18 protein-coding genes are annotated in these 19,042 nt (G+C 50.3%); 6 read left to right on the top strand and 12 right to left on the bottom strand.

The genetic code is table 11. The features are described 5' to 3' along the window. Positions 1 to 42 precede the first annotated feature (42 nt). Positions 43 to 831 (top strand): Fic/DOC family protein, encoded by a 789-nt coding sequence (locus tag BHAP_RS06260; RefSeq protein ID WP_094729878.1) that lies wholly within the window; start codon positions 43 to 45, stop codon positions 829 to 831. Positions 832 to 905: 74 nt separating this feature from the next. On the opposite strand, the gene miaA is transcribed toward BHAP_RS06260, so the two are convergent. Together miaA and miaB are read right to left on the bottom strand one after the other, a co-directional pair. Next, positions 906 to 1,922: a tRNA (adenosine(37)-N6)-dimethylallyltransferase MiaA gene (gene miaA / locus BHAP_RS06255; RefSeq protein ID WP_094729877.1), complete on the bottom strand. Its 1,017-nt coding sequence runs from the start codon at positions 1,920 to 1,922 to the stop codon at positions 906 to 908. Then, complete coding sequence (gene miaB / locus BHAP_RS06250; RefSeq protein WP_169713176.1) at positions 1,909 to 3,369, bottom strand: tRNA (N6-isopentenyl adenosine(37)-C2)-methylthiotransferase MiaB; 1,461 nt, start codon at positions 3,367 to 3,369, stop codon at positions 1,909 to 1,911. Before miaB ends, miaA begins: the two co-directional genes overlap by 14 nt. Positions 3,370 to 3,470: 101 nt before the next feature. Here miaB and BHAP_RS06245 point away from each other — a divergent pair, with 101 nt between their 5' ends. Further along, complete coding sequence (locus BHAP_RS06245; protein ID WP_211279700.1) at positions 3,471 to 4,208, top strand: GTP pyrophosphokinase; 738 nt, start codon at positions 3,471 to 3,473, stop codon at positions 4,206 to 4,208. Here BHAP_RS06245 and BHAP_RS06240 read toward each other — a convergent pair. The 3 genes from BHAP_RS06240 to BHAP_RS06230 form a co-directional block, all read right to left on the bottom strand. Continuing rightward, entirely contained in the window at positions 4,165 to 5,139 is a 975-nt protein-coding gene (locus BHAP_RS06240) for a DMT family transporter (RefSeq protein WP_094730013.1), read from the bottom strand. The two genes, BHAP_RS06245 and BHAP_RS06240, sit on opposite strands and share 44 nt — an antisense overlap. A 142-nt stretch (positions 5,140 to 5,281) precedes the next feature. Continuing rightward, on the bottom strand, positions 5,282 to 6,127 hold the full coding sequence (locus BHAP_RS06235; protein WP_094729876.1) for a Bax inhibitor-1/YccA family protein: 846 nt from the start codon (positions 6,125 to 6,127) through the stop codon (positions 5,282 to 5,284). 156 nt (positions 6,128 to 6,283) lie between these two features. After that, positions 6,284 to 7,066 (bottom strand): DUF5067 domain-containing protein, encoded by a 783-nt coding sequence (locus tag BHAP_RS06230; RefSeq protein ID WP_244569335.1) that lies wholly within the window; start codon positions 7,064 to 7,066, stop codon positions 6,284 to 6,286. 301 nt (positions 7,067 to 7,367) lie between these two features. On the opposite strand from BHAP_RS06230, the gene BHAP_RS06225 reads away from it, so the two are divergent. The 3 genes from BHAP_RS06225 to BHAP_RS06215 all read left to right on the top strand — a co-directional run bounded on the left by BHAP_RS06225 (position 7,368) and on the right by BHAP_RS06215 (position 11,686). Then, on the top strand, positions 7,368 to 8,696 hold the full coding sequence (locus tag BHAP_RS06225) for a sensor histidine kinase (RefSeq protein ID WP_094730012.1): 1,329 nt from the start codon (positions 7,368 to 7,370) through the stop codon (positions 8,694 to 8,696). Between the two features lie 28 nt (positions 8,697 to 8,724). After that, a complete protein-coding gene (locus tag BHAP_RS06220; RefSeq protein WP_094729874.1) occupies positions 8,725 to 9,462 on the top strand; it encodes a response regulator transcription factor in 738 nt (245 codons plus the stop codon). Between the two features lie 118 nt (positions 9,463 to 9,580). Beyond that, positions 9,581 to 11,686 (top strand): GmrSD restriction endonuclease domain-containing protein, encoded by a 2,106-nt coding sequence (locus BHAP_RS06215; protein WP_094729873.1) that lies wholly within the window; start codon positions 9,581 to 9,583, stop codon positions 11,684 to 11,686. Positions 11,687 to 11,735: 49 nt separating this feature from the next. Here the strand turns inward: BHAP_RS06215 and BHAP_RS06210 are convergent, their stop codons facing one another. The 6 genes from BHAP_RS06210 to BHAP_RS06185 all read right to left on the bottom strand — a co-directional run bounded on the left by BHAP_RS06210 (position 11,736) and on the right by BHAP_RS06185 (position 17,011). Then, the gene (locus tag BHAP_RS06210; RefSeq protein WP_094730011.1) at positions 11,736 to 12,842 is read right to left on the bottom strand and encodes a glycosyltransferase family 2 protein; all 1,107 of its coding nucleotides are present in this window, start codon (positions 12,840 to 12,842) and stop codon (positions 11,736 to 11,738) included. A gap of 97 nt (positions 12,843 to 12,939) precedes the next feature. Next, the gene (locus BHAP_RS06205; protein ID WP_094729872.1) at positions 12,940 to 13,587 is read right to left on the bottom strand and encodes an alpha/beta hydrolase; all 648 of its coding nucleotides are present in this window, start codon (positions 13,585 to 13,587) and stop codon (positions 12,940 to 12,942) included. Between the two features lie 12 nt (positions 13,588 to 13,599). Then, positions 13,600 to 13,932, bottom strand: a complete 333-nt coding sequence (locus BHAP_RS06200) for a hypothetical protein (RefSeq protein ID WP_094729871.1) — start codon at positions 13,930 to 13,932, stop codon at positions 13,600 to 13,602. A 68-nt stretch (positions 13,933 to 14,000) separates the two neighbouring features. Continuing rightward, positions 14,001 to 15,581, bottom strand: a complete 1,581-nt coding sequence (locus BHAP_RS06195; protein WP_094730010.1) for a S10 family peptidase — start codon at positions 15,579 to 15,581, stop codon at positions 14,001 to 14,003. Positions 15,582 to 15,710: 129 nt separating this feature from the next. Continuing rightward, positions 15,711 to 16,196 (bottom strand): D-aminoacyl-tRNA deacylase, encoded by a 486-nt coding sequence (gene dtd / locus BHAP_RS06190; RefSeq protein ID WP_094730009.1) that lies wholly within the window; start codon positions 16,194 to 16,196, stop codon positions 15,711 to 15,713. 8 nt (positions 16,197 to 16,204) lie between these two features. Then, positions 16,205 to 17,011, bottom strand: coding sequence for a gamma-glutamyl-gamma-aminobutyrate hydrolase family protein (locus BHAP_RS06185; RefSeq protein WP_094729870.1), 807 nt, complete (start codon positions 17,009 to 17,011; stop codon positions 16,205 to 16,207). 170 nt (positions 17,012 to 17,181) lie between these two features. Between BHAP_RS06185 and BHAP_RS06180 the strand changes: the two genes are divergently transcribed. After that, complete coding sequence (locus BHAP_RS06180; protein WP_094729869.1) at positions 17,182 to 18,441, top strand: Fic family protein; 1,260 nt, start codon at positions 17,182 to 17,184, stop codon at positions 18,439 to 18,441. A 178-nt stretch (positions 18,442 to 18,619) separates the two neighbouring features. On the opposite strand, the gene BHAP_RS06175 is transcribed toward BHAP_RS06180, so the two are convergent. Beyond that, a partial coding sequence (locus tag BHAP_RS06175; RefSeq protein ID WP_143248751.1) for a DDE-type integrase/transposase/recombinase occupies positions 18,620 to 19,042 on the bottom strand: 423 nt, incomplete at its 5' end.

Here is a 19,042-nt window from a genome sequence, read left to right as displayed (position 1 = left end):
TCGACGTCATCATATTCGACCAGTATCAGTTAGGATAAGCCTATGACTCCAGCTGAACGTGCGAGCGCAGTCGCATTTGCACTGAAGAACTGCGCGTTAGAAGCGATGGCGCCTGGTGATGCAACGATGCGTGCACTCGGTGTATATGAACGCGGCGAGATGGATGTGGCCGCGTTGCTTGATGCTGCTGATGCTGAAACGTCTGGGATTGTAGGCGGACGATTGGCAGATGGCAGTCTTGATGATCATGCGAGAGATCATGCTGGCAGTATTGCAGCGCGTATTGTATTGCTTGTTGAACGTGGTTGGGCTGCTCAAGGCAATTTAGACGAGCTTGTTGCTATTCATCGTGCGCTGTTTGAAGGGGTTTTTACTGATGCTGGACAGTTACGTACGTCGAATACGACTCGCGAAGTGACCGCAGATCGGGTGTTGGCGAAAAATCCGGAGATCTTCTTTCCTGCGGCACTGATTGAGACTGGTGCGCTTAATATTGCGACTGAATTAGCTGATAAGCGCAATCTCATTGCTCTTGATCGTGATGTGTTTATACGTGAATTAGCGCATATTTATGATGAGTTGGGCTACTTGCATCCGTTTAAGGGTGGCAATGCGATGACGTTACGTATATTTGCGTCACGTTTGGCGCATGATGCTGGTTGGGATGTGGATTGGGGTCCGGTGACTCGTGACGGGTATAAAGCTGCTAAGCATGCGGCGTATCGCGGTGACACGACTGGGTTTGAGCGTATGTTTGATGCGATTGTGCGCCCGGCAAATCCGACACGTATATTTCTGATCGCCGGGTGGAGTCAAGGGCCTGCGCACTGACGAGCTGGTCGCGAAGCTGAAGAAATCATGGTTGGCTCCCCATGTCAGGGGAGCCGATATAGTGAACGGCTGTGTTATGCGATGTCGCCGAGATGATGCTGAGCATATTCGTCAGCGTGCGCGTCGATTGGATCGTAGTCGCCTGCGTCAGCGTGCGCGATAATTGCCAATGCATTATCCAGCAGTTTAGGGTTCAGTGCTTGAAGCCAATGGATGCGCGGATCGCGGCCGAACCAGCCCATTTGTTTGCGGGCAAGTCGTTTGGTTTTCTGCGCGATATCCATATACGTGTCGTCCAGATCAGCAAGACCGTCTACATAGTCAACAATCTGCTGATAGCCGAGTGCGCGACATGCGGTGGCACCGAGATGCGGACGTAACCGTTCGACCTCATCAATAAATCCACTGGTGAGCATGTGTTGAGTACGGATATCGATGCGTCGATCGAGTTCTTCGCGCGGTAGATCAAGCCCAATTTGTACTGTCGGAATCACGTACTGGTAACGCGGCAGACTTGCCGAATATGGTTTGCCAGTAAGTTCGATAACTTCCAGTGCGCGAATGGTACGTCGCGGATTGCGTGGGTCCATATGGGCGGCAGCGGCGGGATCTTTCGCCTTAAGCTCGTCAAACAGTGCGCCGGCACCCTCTGTTTGCTCGCGTTGTTCTAGTTTCGCTCGCACATCAGGATCAGTGCCAGGAAACGAAATATCGTCGATGGCTGCGCGCGCGTACAGTCCAGAACCTCCGACCATAATCGGTCTAATACCGCGTGATTGTAAATCACGAATGCAATCACGCGCGAGCTGCTGGAAACGAGCAACCGTCATTGTCTCATCGGGGTTGATGATATCGATGAGATGATGCTTAACTTCAGCCTGTTCCTCTGGCGTAGCTTTGGCAGTGCCAATATCCATGCCACGATACATTTGATATGCATCAGCGTTGACGATTTCGGCTTGTTCGCCGCGATCCTTCAGCGCTTTGGCAATAGCAATACCAAGTCCTGTTTTGCCGGATGCGGTTGGCCCGACAATCGAAACGACACGACGATCGGCTGAGTATTCCGTGTCCGATTCAGTGACGCACATGATACGTCTGTCCCTTAGCTGGATCTGGATCAGCGATGAGATTATGACGACCAGCATGAGTGACCGTCGCAGTCACGAAATCTCCAATTTGTGGCATTGGTTCGCCTTCAGGCACGCCAATATGCACGAGCACGCCAGTGCGTTCACGCCCAGTTACACGGTGCGTTGCAGAATCCTTCTTACCGGATGCGCCGGTAATCATTACTTCAACATCGCGACCTTCAAACTTAGCAAGCTCCTCAGCGGTAATCTGTTCTTGCAAGGCAACAAGTCGTTCAAAACGCTCCTGAACCACATCATGCGGCACTTGTTCCATCGCGGCAGCTGGCGTGCCAGGTCGAGGCGAATACTCGAACGTGAACGCTGAGGAGAAGCGCGATTCACGCACCACCTGCATGGTTTGCTCAAAATCTTCGTCTGTTTCGCCAGGGAAACCGACAATAATATCCGTAGAAATCTGCGCATCCGGCATTGCTTCACGGATCTTGCCCAGAATGTCAAGGAACTTCGCAGATCGATATGATCGACGCATGGCACGCAAAATCCGGTCAGAGCCAGACTGAAGCGGAAAATGCAATTGGTGCATAATATTCGGCGTCTCAGCCATCGCAGCAATAACATCATCCGTAAACGCAGCCGGATGAGGCGAGGTGAATCGCACACGTTCAAGTCCGTCGATCTCACCGCATGCACGCAGCAGCTTGCTGAACGCGTAACGGTCGCCAATACCATATCCGAACGAGTTCACGTTCTGACCGAGCAGTGTGACTTCCTTAGCGCCATTATCGACACATTGACGAATTTCGGCGAGAATATCGCCGGGTCGGCGGTCATGCTCACGTCCACGCGTAGTCGGCACAATACAGAACGTGCACGTATTGTTGCAACCCACCGAAATAGACACCCAGCTTGACACGCGCGAGGCACGCGCGGTCGGCAATTGGCTCGGGAAATAGTCAAGCTTGTCAACCACATCAACTTGAGGCTCACCAATCATGCGAGCTTGGTCAAGTAGACGAGGCAGCGAACCAATATTCTTCGTACCAAATACTGCATCAACCCACGGTGCTTTCTTGGCGATTTTCTGCCGGTCAAGCTGTGCCATGCAACCGCCAACTGCGATCTGCAAGTTCGGCCGTTCACGCTTCATTTGCGCCCACAGACCGATTGTGCCGTACATGCGTTCAGCCGCATTTTCACGCACCGCGCATGTATTCATAACAATCAGATCAATGTCCTTGTCGAGCACCTGTTCTTCAGTAGCAGGCACATAACCATTAGACTCGAGCACGCCCGCAATGCGTTCGGAATCATGTACATTCATTTGGCATCCAAGGGTATGCACATAGTACACGCCCTTCCCGCGTCCTGTTGTATGGGCGTATCCGTCAACAGGATCAGCTAACTTCGAGGTACGTTCCGCCTCGGTCATCATGTCTTCATTCATAATCGTCCATCGTAACGATTGGTCACGCCAGAGTTCGTGTCACGCGTCCCCAGTACCTATTCTCATGATTTTTTCAGTTCCTTCGCACGAATATCGCTAAGATATTGATCGTGATACTTGACCGACAAAGCCGCATCAATACGAACGATCTCAAGGCGCGACTCAAGGCCATTGGCCATGAGAACGCACTATTCCCAGCTGAAGAGATCACTGAATTCGTCAACCTCATGCAGGTGTATGAAGGTGCGATGTACGAGATCAGCACCAAACTAGAGATTCTTGACTCGGAATTCCAAGTACGGTTCGCACACGATCCAATTCATCACATGGAACGTCGTTTGAAATCAGTGAACTCGATTCTCGGCAAGTTGGAACGCAAAGGATTGTCACTCGAAGTTTCATCGATTCGAGATAATCTCTTTGACGTAGCTGGCGTGCGCGTGATCTGCAATTACCGCGACGACGTATACTCCGTATCAAACTATCTGTCGGCACAAAACGATATCTCCGTGCTACGAGTCAAGGACTACATCAAAAATCCGAAGCAGAACGGCTACCGGTCGCTGCACGTGATTTATGCAGTGCCAGTGTTCCTCTCATCAGGCGCACACTACACACCGGTCGAAGTCCAATTCCGCACGATCGCAATGGATTATTGGGCAAGCCTCGAACATGCGTTGCGTTATAAAACTGATCTGCCGGATACGAAACTGAGCGAACATTCACAGACACTGCTTGACTGCGCTCGATCACTGCAGAATATCGAAACGCAAATGCAGAATATTCACCGCGATATTAATGGTGCTCCTCAGGTTGGTGAGGCTCCGAAAGCTGACTAAGTCGAGCAGGTAGCTGAGCAATAAGTGTGCCCGCAAAAATAAGAGCACAACCTATGTAACCGCGCACAGTCATGACCTCACCAAGCAACAGCGCACCGCCGACAGCTGAGAAAAATGATTCAAGCGACATAATCAAGCTCGCTCTTGTCGGCGGTACCCACTGTTGTCCCACAGCTTGCAACGTATATGCGATACCGACTGAGCCAATACCGGCATACAGTACCGCAGGCCACGCTTGTAATACCCCTGTCCAATCAATCGATCCTTCAATTAGCGAGCCAATCCAACTCAATACGCTCGTTGTCATAAATTGGACGAACGACAACGTTAACGGTTCAACACGACCGCCGATCATGTCAATCACAAGAATATGCGTTGCAAACAATACCGCCGTGAACAGCAGCAATAAATCAGCCAAGGTAATCGAGCCAAATCCGTCAGTAATACACAACAGATAAAAACCGACAACCGATACGATTACTGCGACAATCGTCATCACAGACACGCGGCGACGAAAAAACGCGAACGCGAGCAACGGCACCATAACGATATACAGTGCGGTAATAAAACCAGCACGTCCTGCGGAACGCCCATAGAGAATGCCATACTGCTGTAACGTGCTTGCGGCAAACAAAACAATTCCACAAATGAGTCCAACAATAACTGGATTCGCCAATAACAGCGCAGTCGATAATGACCGGTTCAGCGTATCACTCATCCGATTCATACGGTTGTCGAGCAGAGTTTTTTCGTCACGCGCCGCAACTCCCCCGCTCCTCATTCGACGCCATACCAGCAACGGTATGAGTGAGAGTGCACCGAGCGTAAACCGTGTTGCATTGAAGAACAATGGAGTCATCGAATCCATGCCCTGCACTTGGGAAACGAATGCAAATCCCCAAATCAATGCAGTCAACAGCAAGCAAGCCATGCCTACGAATTCTTGTCGTGGTCGAGTCATGAAGTACCACCGTAGCTGCGACACATGACGGCATACAGCATACGAAAAAGCCCGGCCGGTAAAAACACGGCCGAGCTTTGCGATATGCATTGTATGTTGCGCGCTAGTACAACTAGTCGCGGTTACCGAACAACTGCAACAAGTACAGGAACATGTTCACGAAATCAAGATACAAATTCAGAGCACACACGATCGAAATCTTCTTGATCATCTCCGGGCCCTGCGCCTCGTATGCAGCGAACAGAGCACGCGTCTGCTGCGCATCATACATTGTCATGCCAGCAAAAATAATCAAACCGAGCGCGCACACAATCTGCGTCATACCGCTCACACCGGGGATAATCGCAAGAATGAGCTGGGAGATAATCAATACGATAAGCGCAACCATGAGAATCGGACCAGCTTTGAGCATGTTCATCTTCGTAGTCATACCGAACATGGTCAGGACGAAGAAGAACAGTGCGGTCATACCGAGCGCAAGGCCAATCGAGCCGAGGTCATAGATCATGAAGATCGAGCTCAACGTAAAGCCCATAAGCGCTGCGTACACGTAGAACATGACACGAGCAGTGCCCGATGTAATCTTCATAATACGCGCGCCAAGATAGACCGCCATACCGATCTGAATCGCAGCAAACAAGAACACACCGATAAGACCGGTAGCTTGCAGGAAGCCGATGTACGCGCCCGTCATTTGTGCGATAACAGCCACCGCGGCCGTGATAAGTAGACCGATGGTCATTTCACCATATGCGCGAGTGACCGACACACGCTGCGCCTGCTGAACTTGCTCATATGAATATGCGGCTTGTGCGTTCATCGCAGCAGTACCGTTAGGCGCATAACCATACTGTGGCTGGCCATACGGATTTTGCTGCGCATACTGGTATTGTGGCTGGCCCTGCATATTGGGATTACTGTACTGATTGCCGCCTTGCGGCTGCTGTCCAAATGTCATATCAACTCCTTAATTGATTACCTGACCTCATCCTACGGGAATCAACCTTGGAATTCCATGAATTTCAGCCCGAAGCATGCCCAGCTTCACCGAAATCCCACGAAATAACGGTGTGTGGTACACAGGTGTGTACCCGTGTACCGCCATTACTAATCATTACAGATCAAATGTATGCGTAATCTTGGCATTGCTATTGAACGAAACCAGATCAGTCACGTCTACGGTGATCGCAGAATCATCTTTGAGCACGTAGCCAAGTGTGACTGTCCCTGTTGCACCGGGTTGAACTTCAGCTAAATATGATCTAACGTCATACCCTTCCGGTTGTTCCACGTACGTTGCAGTATCCAGTGACTGTCCGTTTTGAAACACTTGTGGATGTGATAGCGCAGCAAAAGAGTTGTTTTTATCTGTGTTATTCTTCCATTCATATGTCACAAGCACAGTAGGTTTTCCGTTGTAATCATTACTACTTTTCACCGCGGAAACAATCTTGACATGTAGGTTATTTAAATCACCTTCCATATCTTGCTCGCCCTTTGCAGTCTGATCAGAATTTTTGTTCGAAGTATTTGGCTCGGAGGCCTTATCGCTTGTTGTATTTTGTGTAGTTGTAGACTGGCCTAGTGCATTATCAATAGCCTTACTAGCTGCAGATTGCATCGCAAGAGTAATCACGATAGCGAGAATGGATAGAATAGCGGCAATAACCGCCACAGCTTTACCACTCTTCTTGCCACGAAATGTGCCGACAATACCGATAAGTGCAAGGATAATACCTACAAATCCTAATATCGCAGCAATGTTATTAATAATCGGAATGAAACTTAGCACGAATCCAAGAGCGCCAAATACAATACCTATGACACCGCACACTGTGATGTGCTGAGGATTACTCGCAGTAGAACGTGCCGTTTGCGAGGTATTAGCATTAACCATGATCATCTTTCTCCTTACTGTGCGTAAAAGCACGATACGTCAGGGGGGGGGGACAAAATCCGCGACGTATCTATGACGTTATCGAAATAAGAAGCGCGCCATCAGTGGACGAATGGACATAATTCGCTGCCCGTTCGGACAGTATACGAATGCTCACATTCGCCCGCATGTCCAATGGCGTATAACCCTGCAATGTCGTTACAGTACAACTATGACCTTTCCTGCAATCCGTTCCCTACTTGTTCCCACGAACGATGATGACGAGGTTCCCGTGCGCACACGGCGCTGGTTGTCCGTGCCAATGATCGTATGCGCTATATTCGCGTGTCTACTGCAGGTATCGTTAGCAGCTCAGCCACAGCTGGATTCACCACACGGGGCGATATACGTGTGGTATGTCTTCGCTACATTTCTTGCTTTCGCGTTCCCGTTCATACTACTTATGCGATCAACGCGACCAGAGTCAGTGTTCTGGATCAGTCTCGCAATCGTAATCGTATTCCCGTACGATCCGTTACTCATGCTCATGGCTTTAACCGCGCTTGTCGCCCGACGCTCAGATACAGCGAGAACGGTACGCGCGATTGCCGGCGCCGTACCAGCAGCCGTCTGGGCGCAAGTACGCGACTCACTGCAACCGGCAGACGCATCATTGTGGCACATGCTCTTTGCCAAGCCGAACACCGGTGTCAACGGCGAACCGATCATGCTGTTAGCTGAAGAACCGACAATCATCGCTACCGCAACCGTTGTCGCCATAATAAGCGTGGCCGTTGCGGTCCTGCTCGGATTGCATATCCGATCCCGAGCTCGTCTGCGCCAAGCTGATGCCCAAACGCAGGCAGCACAACATCATGTGCAACATTTACAAAGTGATCTTAATAGTCAAAAACTTGTTGATGCCATTGCGGCGGAAGCACACGATACGCTGGCACATTCACTATCACTTATCGCGTTGAATGCGAGCGCATTACAGGCGGAAGCAAATCGTCTCGCTTCTCACGCGGATTCGTCCACTGCGGATAGTCTTGCGTCTATCGTGTCTACGGCTGATGAACTACGTCGTCAGTCTGCTGGTGCGTTGGATGAAGCTCATGCCATTATTGACATGTTGCGTCATCCTCAGCAAGCGTGGGAACAGCTTGCTCCCAGTGACGACACATCGTTAACAAGAAACTCATTGGAAGCCTTGATCACTGATACGAGACAGACTGGCGTATCAGTGAATACGTGGATTGATATTCGGCAATTAGACGAGTTGGATGAAGCCACTGGCAAAATCGCGTACCGGAGTATTCAGGAGGGAATGACTAACGCGTTGCGTCACGCGCCGGGTATGCCAGTATCGTTGGAAGTCAAAGCTAAGCCGAGTGACGGTATTCATATTCATGTCAGCAATCCTGTGGCTGCTCCACCTTCTCAGGCTCCTGCGGCAAATATTCCTGCACCCGCGCGATCTGCCGCATCGACATCGTCAGAGCACAGTCGGCGTATTGGTGTCGGCTTGTCTGCGCTCGCTGCGCGTGTCCAAGCAGTTGGAGGTACATGCCGGTATGGGTTTGATAATCGTCGAATATTCCATCTTGATGTAACGCTGCCTTGGCATCGCAACGCTAATGCCCTTGCATAAGCCCAGTTCTTGTCTATTAACGCATACAATGGCAGTTGTGAATACTCGTTCTGCAAATCGTCAGCACCTCGCGACTAGCGGGGAATCTGTTACCTTGTCGCAGCCGGTTACTGTTGCAATCGTTGACGATGATCCTATGGTGTGTCAAGCTATGCAGTTGATTTTGACAGACTATTCAAACGGGGATATTCGTGTGGTGTTCACGTCAACATCTGGAAGCGACGCCGTAGAACGTGCGAGTAAAGAACTTCCTGATGTGATATTGATGGATATTGCAATGCCCGGTATGGATGGTATCGAAGCAGCTCGGCAATTGCGAGCGCTCCCCCGTGCACCCCATGTGCTTATGCTCACATCGCTTAATCCGTCACATACTGTAGAGCGTTCAGTGGAAGCTGGTGCTGAAGGGTTTGTATCGAAAACTGACGCACCGCAGGAGATTATTCGCCGTGTGCTTGATGTGTGTCAGGGAGCGCCGCAATTTAACGTGGCTTCTCAACGACAGTTGATTGCTGATCTCGGCACACAACGTCCAATTGCAAGACGAGATGAAGCTCGACGCTTGCTTGACTCGTTACCTGAACGTGAACGTGAAACTGTCATCTTAGCGGCAGAAGGATATACAAACGCACAGATTGCGGCGCGTATGTTCATCTCTGAACGTACGGCAAAAGCACATTTGTCGAGTGCAGCCGACAAGTTGTGTATGGGCCGCGTGCAACTGGCTCGCTTAGTAGAACGAGCTGATCTTGATGACAGTATGTAGTCGGTACGCAGTCGTTTGTCGTATGGTTTCCGGTCTCGGAACACAGTGATGAGTAACTCATAGGTATCCACTGGTACGCTGGGTGATGTTTGCAGATAGACGTGACGAAGGGGTAGTTATGGCGATCAACGCAACAGAGAAACCACTGAGCAAGGTTTTTACATCGGATTATCAGTTCACAATCCCCTCGTTTCAGCGAGCATATATTTGGCAGCAGTCGAATGTGATACAGCTGATTGATGATATTGAGGAGGCTTCAAAGTCACCTCAGGTACCGTATTTCCTTGGGTCATTGATTTTAGTTCGGGATGGTGGCACGCACTATGAGGTGATTGATGGTCAGCAGCGGTTGGTGTCGTTGTCAATTATTATTGCGGCACTGCGTGATCTTGAGAAGGATACGGAATGGATGCGTTTGCTGGACGCGTTGATCGTTGAGCCTGGTGACAAGCTGCGTGGTATTGCCAATGAACCTCGTTTAACATTGCGTGAGCGTGACGCTGCGTTTTTCCGTGAATATGTGCAGGAAGGCAATCTTGAGGCATTGTTTGATCTGACTGACGAAGATTGGGCGTCGGTAGCACAACGCAATATCGCGCGTAATACTCATGCAGCCTATGATGCGTTCGATGACATGACCGATGATGAGCGGCATGCGTTCGCTTCGTATCTTGTTAACGGTGTGACACTGGTGATGGTAATCACCGATGATTTGGATGGTGCTCACCGTATTTTCGACGTGATGAATATGCGTGGGCTTCCGCTCACACCGTCCGACGTGTTTAAGGCACACGCGACGTCGGGATTGAAGCCTGCCGTGCTCGATGAATATGCGGCTCGCTGGGATGACATCATGGACCCGCTTGATGATGATCCGACACGAACCGAAGAGTTCTTCTCATATCTGCATCTCATTCTCACGCACAAGCCTGATACTGGTAAGCTCATTGAAGATTTTCTTACAGATGTGCTGCAACCCTATGTGGCTGCCGGTACGGTGTCTTCGTTTATCGACCGTGTGCTGGCGCCTTATGCGATGGCATGGCGTATGTTGGAACGGCCGAATGACACGGTGCTTTCCAGCACGGTGAGAGATCGTATTGAATCACTCAATGATTATCGCCATCATGAGTGGAAGCCAGTCGCTATGTGGGCGTTGGTGAATTCGTTCCGTAAACTTGGCGAGCCGGGATGTTCACCATTCGTGCAACGTGGCTCTCATTCGACGCGCGGAGTATCAACGGAAGCATCGCTTGGCATGCATGACCGTCAACGGTTAGAGGAATTATTCGCCGCATTAGAGCGTGTGACTGGCGTGGACACGTTGAACCGTACCGACGTAGTGGCTCGGCGTGGTCATGCGACAGCAGCAATTCGTGATCTTGATAAGGGTTATCCGGTCCGTTTAGTGCGTGGTCTGTCTATTACTACTGCGGATCGAGCGGGAGCATTGGTTCGTTTGCATGGTGAAATGCAAGGGAATGAAGAGCTTGTACGATTGCTACTAGTGCGTGCTAATGAGCAGCTGGAGAAAGGACGCATCACACGGCCGCGTAAGCTCAGTGCGGTTCCGATCATGCCGTTAGAGATCAGTAAAGCCGCTTCGTTTGCGCAATGGTCACAAGATGAGCATGACTATTGGATGTACCGTTTAGGCAATATGACGCTTGTGCAGGGTGGCGAAGATCAAATGGATAAGTTGGTTGAATTTGATCGTCGTCGTGAACGCATACTCATGCGTTCAGATTCACGTCGGTTCCCATTGACTCGACAATTATCAGATTTCGCTGAATGCACGCCAGCGATGTTGAAGCATCGTCAGGAAGAAACTATTCGACTTATCGCTGAATATTGGGATATTCGCTACGATGAACAGCATACGGATTTGACTGCGCAGCCTGTTGAAGATTTGGCAGGTTCTGCATCCATTACTCGAACAAGTCACGGTTCACGACGAGTCACTATTGCGCAAGTCGTGAAAGCTGGATTGCTTATTCCCGGTGAAACATTGGTGTGGGAACGGCCTCGCAAGGGCGAACGCTATGTGGCTACCGTTACTGAACATGGCCGATTCCGTCTTGAAGACGGGTCAGAGTACACGTCGCCAACGGCCGCAGCCCGTGCTGCTGGTGGCAGCAGCGCTGGATTGGATGTGTGGAAGCGCACGTCTAATGGGCAAAAACTTGGCGATATTTGGAAAGCGTACCGTTTGAAAATAAACTGACTTTGATGAGTTGCCAGCTGGACGTCATCTCAGCTGGCAGCTCATCGATTCAGTTCTTTTCTCTATCAAGTTCTTTATCGTGCATGTATTCTCGCCATCCACGACCGATGCGTTTCCAATCGTCACGCATTTCTTTAAAATTATCTTTGAAATCATCAACCGCGTCACCGACAGAATCTTTCAACAGATCGAGTAGTGAATCTGTAGATTCTGGCACATGATCACCGTTATCCATAGCATCCTTGCGTAAGCGGTCGATACGACGGCGTAACTCATCTGCATCTTCTGGATCGATGTGCAGGCTTGCGGTAACGCTTTGCCGTATCGTCTCATAATCGAGATTCGCAAAGAAAGTCAGCTGTTGTAAGCGCATGAAACCCTTGAGCTGCGGATAACGATTGAGAATATAGGTTTCTCGATCGTCAGCTGCTTTCATCCAATCTTTTAACAACTGTGCGTTGAATCCACTCGTGATTGACCCTTGACGCAGCCGATAATGGTAAAGCACTTCAGGAATACGTACAATGCGGTGCGATTCGCCAATAACATTGCAAATACGCGCCATGTCTTCAATTTTTCGTCCAACGGGGAAGGAGAAATTATGGTCACGGTAGATTGCTGTTTTTGCAAGGAACGACCAGAAATATCCATCAATCTCTGCTTTTACTTGAGCTTTAATACCTTCTTCTGGCGTCATAACCATGACCGTATCGAAATCATTATGCTTATAATCCGAGATCAAAGGCACACCGTTGTCAGAAATCGTGTCAAACTGGAACATAACGAGATCAGCATTATATTCGCGCATGGAATCAATTGCCCGTTCAACAAGATTCGACGTGATAGTGTCATCGGAATCCACGAAATAAATGCAGTCTCCAGTCGCACGCTCTAATCCCGCATTACGAGCATCAGACAATCCACCATTGACTTTGTGAATGACACGGATGCGACTATCTTTCGTTGCCCATGCATCGCACATAGCCGGACAGTTATCAGGCGAACCATCATCGACGAGAAGAATTTCAAGATTACGATACGTTTGTGCAATGATGCTCGCTACACAGGCATCCAAGTACCGTTCAACCTTGTATACCGGTACTATTACTGATACGAGTTGAGCCTCTATATGCTGACTGTCGTCCGTTGTCTGCATCGTCATAACTACTCCGATCCCCTGCGGTAACGATATTCTCACTATACCGTTGTTGATGTATCGAGCTTTGAACGGGCAATGTCGTAGATTTGTGCATCTACCAAATATGCGGCTTTACGAACCCGTTATCAGTGAGGAATGTAGATACGTCTTTCAACTCGTCCATACAAATGCTATGGGTCATGCCCGGATACACCTTATGTGTGAGCGTAGTGTGTGCAGCATAGAAACTAATCATGTCTTGCACTTCTTGCTCAGGGAAAATATCATCAGCCGAGCCGTGACCATAAAACATAGGCGGCCGCTGTTGCGCTAATTCGTTATCCCCCGGCAACGCACCATGTGCAAGGAATCCAGAGAAGCTGACCGCTGCCGCATACCGTTTTGGATTGATACGCAACATCTGTCCAGCGAGCAAACCACCTTGTGAAAATCCCATGACTACAACAGGACGGTCTACAGCAATGGAATTGCCCACCCAGCGATCAATAGCTTCGCCTGCCGCTAACGCCTGATCGTCAAGCGACTTGCCAGTGGGTACCCCGTCATAGTCCCATGTGCCAAACCATGTGTAACCCATGCCGTAAGCAATCGGCGCACGCAATGATGCATAATCAGCGCCTTGGGCGCAATAGGCAAGCAGACTCGGCAGATCATGTTCGTTTGATCCCCACCCGTGGAGCAGCAGAAATACTGGTTCATGACTATCCGCGGTGAAACTGGTTATTGCATGTGTAATATCCATGACCATCTCTTTCTACTTATTCAACCCAGACGTTTCAAGACTGGTGGATATTTGCTGTTCCACACGATCAAATGCCTGTGACAGCAGTAAGTTACCCGGCACAGTGGTGAGTAAGAAAGCAAGGACTGCAGCAATAACTGACGCAATAATGCCTTTAATAAGTTTGATCACAATCTTGAACACGACATATGCAATAGCAGCACCTATAGCGACGGTAATCAGTGTTTGTGCTGCTGACGGCAATGTGCCATACCACAACACAATGCGGTCGATAAAAGAAAGGTCAAGATGAGACAAGTCGATAGTACTCAGGTCCAGATCAGACCAATCGGCGATAGTAGTCACGGGAGGGTCCTTTCGATGAGATGAACTGGGCTGTAACACAGTTGGTCACAGCCCAGTAATCAGATCTCTTAGAGATCAATACGCGCTGTTGGCAGAGCAGGTCGTTCGTTCAATGTAGATAGGTCATCTGCGCGCAAACCATAGAACCGCTGAAGATCTGCAGAGAACTTAGCAAGGCTTTTCTCGGAGGAATACAACATGTGCCCAGCCGGATAATAAGTGAATGCGACGTTACCGCGCAATGCTTTTGGCAGTCCAAGATGGTCAATGTCATATTCAGTCTGGAAGAAAGGCGTACATAGATCATAAATACCGTTACCAATGAGCACCTTCAGCGTTGGCTGATGCGTAATTGCCGCTGCCAGATCAGGAACAACATTCGGGAACGGAATCTTTGAGCCCCACGACGACTTCGTACCAGACGGCTGAGTGTGCCACCATGTCCAGCCCTTGCCAGGTTCAGTAGCATTCCAATCGAAATCAGCAAATCCACGCCGTTCTGGTGTGCGATCCCAGCCGAGTTCATCACGCAGATAAGCATTGCACAGGCTAGAGTATGCTGGGTCTAGGAACGCATCGTCTACAACAAACGTTTCCTCATCATTCATGCGGTCGAGATCGTATCCTGCTACGCGACCGTCATACCGTCCAACAATCTTGTCTTCATCATGGAGCAGAGCCTTGCGGAAACGCATATCTACAACGCGTAGATCAGAATCATACACGTACTGAGCATCCAATCCAGTCAGTTCAGCATATCGTGCAGCAACTTTGCGCTTTGTATCATCGTCAAGCGAAGCTCCTGCCGCGAGCGCAAGACGCAACGGCCCATTTGCAAACTCACGAGCAGCCTGTAGATGTTCAGCAACTTCAGTATCAGCGGCTGCACGGTCATGATATTTCGCTACAGAAGCGAACGTCGGGAAATAGCCAATGTAGAACTGATCTGACGTGTCAAGCGTGAACGCATAATCCAAAATATTGGAAATGAGAATGATACCGTTAGGAGCAACACCGTCTTGTTGCAGTCGGTACGCGAGCGCAGCACCGCGTGTGGTGCCATAAGACTCACCAAGGATATATTTCGGTGAATTCCAACGATGATATTTTGATAGGTAAGCACGAATAAACGCGCTGAATCCGGCAACATCGCCATCTACTGACCACAGTTCAGGTTTGGCAGTGTCGAGAATCTCAGAGAAGCCTGCACCAGGCGCGTCAATAAATACGAGGTCAGAAGATGGCAACAGTGTATGCACGTTGTCAACCAATTGATACGGGGCAGCCGGTACCGGCGCAGCGTCAGGCACATCGATGCGCTTGGGCGCGATAGATCCCATAAGAAGGAAGGTGGTAGCTGAACCGGGACCACCATTGAACACGAACGTTACCGGGCGGGAAGAGTCAACGTTACCGTCACTGTCGATCAGATTAAACGCGGCGAAGAAAACACTTGCTGCCGGCTTAACTTTAGCCGTGTCAATATTGAGCGTACCCACAGTCGCGGTATAAGCGATCCGCTCCCCGTCAAGTACGATCTGATGACGCGTTGTCTTCTCGTAGGGTTCCGGCAGCTGCTGTGTTTTGCGCTCGTTTTGTTGAGCGGCGGCAGCTGCCGTCTTGCTAGCTTGTTCATTGTCATTACTCATGACCATCACCGTCCTTATCGGTTGCTTGCATCCACCATATCAACAAGGTCGAACATTTGTTCTATCTGCATGTCGTGAACCATGAACGACAACATCATCATCTCTCTATGAAGTATCATCACACAGCAATTATTCGCGATGAGGCATATCCGTATCTGTATCAATCACCACAGTCACTGGCCCATCATTGACTAATCCAACACGCATATGCGCACCAAACCGTCCCTCATACACCGGTACTCCCCCAGAACGCAACGCTTCATTGAACTTAATCCACATCAGATCAGCATGTTCAGGTTTGCCAGCTTTCACAAAACTGGGTCGGTTACCTTTGCGCACATCGGCGTACAACGTGAATTGAGAAATCGACAAGATTTCACCGCCGACATCTTGAATAGAGCGGCTCATTTTTCCTTGAGCATCCTCAAATACGCGCAAATTCAATACTTTATGCGCCAGCCAAGCGATCTCAGTTTCACCATCCGTATCAGCTACGCCAACCAGAATCATGTAGCCAAGCCCAATCTGCTGCGCGTCAAACGTAGGATCAAGCGTTCCTAGCTCATTGACGACATCGACACTGGCTTGCGATACTCGTTGAATTACAATACGCATATGTAGCATTACTCCTTCATTTTCGACAGCTCAGTTGCGTCGCGAGCAGCAGACACGAATGTATTGAAAATAGCTTGCGAGCGTGAATCTACGCGGTATAAAAACTCAGGGTGCCATTGCACAGCCCACAAGAATCGGCTCGCTGGTCGCCACAGCGATTCGATAACACCATCTGCAGCCACAGCCATAACTTCAAGTCCGGGAGCCAGTTCTCGCACAGCCTGATGATGATAACTATTCACCGCAATAGTCGTCTTACCCGCGAATAACTGAGCTAGTGGAGTGCCGGGCATAAGTATCACGTCATGACCAAACTGGTCATAGGGAGGAGTCATATGATGCTCGACATTGCTGGGATGTTCACTGGGCAAATCTTGCCATAAGGTTCCGCCCAGCACTACGTTGATGAGTTGAATGCCACGGCAAATACCGAGTATTGGCTTATCGCGCTGCATAACGTTACTCAATAACGCCGCTTCCATGCGATCGCGTTCTGGACTCAGTGCCTCATTACGCCCGACACCACTATCGGACTGTACAAACGTCGACTTGTCATCGTTGTTTTCGGCATTGCGATCAACCTGACCATTATTATTCAGCAACACAGGGCCGATATCAGGGCCACCAGTAAAGAGAAATGCATCGCATCGATCAGCGCATTGCTTAATGACAGCATCATCGTCAGTTAATGGCAGCATAACCGGTATACCACCCGCGCGAAGTAACGCATCCATATACCCGGGCAACATCCATAAGCTGTCGCGAGCATAATCCATCAATGGGGTAATACCAATCACCGGTTTCCGTACGCTCATTGATCCTCCTTCGCACACATTATGCCGTTCACCTCAAACATAATCGGAAATAATTTCAATCATCTGAAATTAATATTGTCTATATCATTAGACGTTTTGTTTGACTAATCTATCTTCCTATTTTATAGTTTCTATAATTTAAGGTCGAATCAAGAAAGAATACTTGGACGATGGGCATGAAGTATAAGAGTTTGGCGCGGTCATTTCACGCCGACAGGACGAACGACGCCTTCAACAACCATGCGCAGCTTGCCCGGCAACGACTCGAGGCAGACTCCACATTCAGAACCGGAATCATCACTCCTCTGGGCGAACTGTTCACCGCCACGCCACGCGAGACATCCCTGCTCACAGAAAAGATACTCCTTGCGGAACGGCGGGTGTCCCGGCTTTGGAACCAGATCCCCGGCGTCATGCGCTGGGACTACATACGACATTCCATCAGCGAGGAACTGTTCGCCACCAACGAGATGGAAGGCGTACGCAGCACCCGCAAAGAAACCCAGAATGCCGTGGCCACGGCAGAAAAGGCCAAGAAGGGCGGCGACGACACCAAGGCTAGGTTCAGTGAATTCGCCAAACTGTACCTAAACCTCACAGACAAGGACTCAGCACTGCCGTCGGGAATAGCAGATATCCGCGACATCTACGACAAGATCGTACTAGACGAAATCGACGAGAACGACAAGCCAGACGGCGAACTGTTCCGCAAAGGCGACGTAGAGATACAAGGCCCTCACGGGATTGCGATCCACAACGGGGTCAAAGGAGAAGGCAACATCGGCGCACTCCTCACCAGCATGATCCACCTCGCAACCTCCGACGAGATCCCCCGGCTCCAGTCGGTCATCATGTCGCATTTCCTGTTCGAATATGTTCACCCGTTCTACGACGGCAACGGCAGGACAGGTCGGTATCTCTTGGCCCTGTACTTGAACCACGACCTGACCATGCCCACCGTGCTGTCGCTGTCCCGTACCATCGCGGAAAACAAGAACGCCTACTACAAGGCGTTCATAGAAGCAGAGGACAAGCTGAACTGCGGCGAGCTCACGCTCTTCGTGAACACTGTCCTCGAGTTCATTCAACGGGCTCAGAACGAGCTGATCGACGAACTCGAGGTCAGGGTCGACCAGCTCGACAAAGGCGAAGCGGTTTGCAACCAGCTTGAACGGAAGCATGGTCTGTCCACAAAAGCGGTCGCGATACTATATGGCGTAATCCAAGAGGAGATGTTCGACTCATCTAAGTCCATGACACTGGACGATGCCGCATATCATATCGGCCTATCCAAGCAAAGCGCGAGAAAGTATGTGGGAGAGCTCATGGACATGGGCCTTGTCATCCAATCTGGGAAACGCCCCCTGAAGATACGAGCATCGGAATTGCTGAAGGACATCCTTAAAACCGGGGTGAGCGAGGATGCCTGACAAGGGCATGACGTCCATCCCCCGATGCCCGTTTTCATCAAACACCGCAAGCAACGAGATCGGCAGTTCTCGCCCATTGCGTGATGTGTTTGGTCAAGTTGATGTAGGCTGTTGGGGGTGGTGACGTTTTGTTGGACTTCGTTGTCTGAATGGTCGTTCAGAACGATATCACATGTGTTCAGGCGACGAGCCCGAGCTGGATGCGCTTGTCCATGATGCTCATCCCGTATTCGAGTTTGATGCGCTTGTCCCGGTACCAGACCATGTACTCGTCCAGCATCGCAATGAACTCGTCGATCGTGACGCCCTGGAAGCTCCTCTTGTGGAAGAACTCTTGCTTGAGCCGGCCGAAGAACCCCTCGGCGGCGGCGTTGTCCGGACTGCAGCCCTTCGCGCTCATCGACCTCGTCAATCCATGATCCGTGCAGATGCGAATCCATTCAGGCCACCGGTAGTGGCATCCCCGGTCGGAGTGGATGACGGGCGTCTGACCGGGTCGGAGCGTGGCGCACGCGTCCTCGAGCATCCCGTTGGCCAATGCGGCGTTGGGGCTGGTGCCGATCGTCCAGGCGACCGGCATGCCGTCGTAGCAGTCGATCAC

Source organism: Bifidobacterium hapali (genome assembly GCF_002259755.1).
Classification (GTDB): Bacteria; Actinomycetota; Actinomycetes; order Actinomycetales; family Bifidobacteriaceae; genus Bifidobacterium; species Bifidobacterium hapali.
This window is presented reverse-complemented; position numbering and strand designations above follow the sequence as displayed.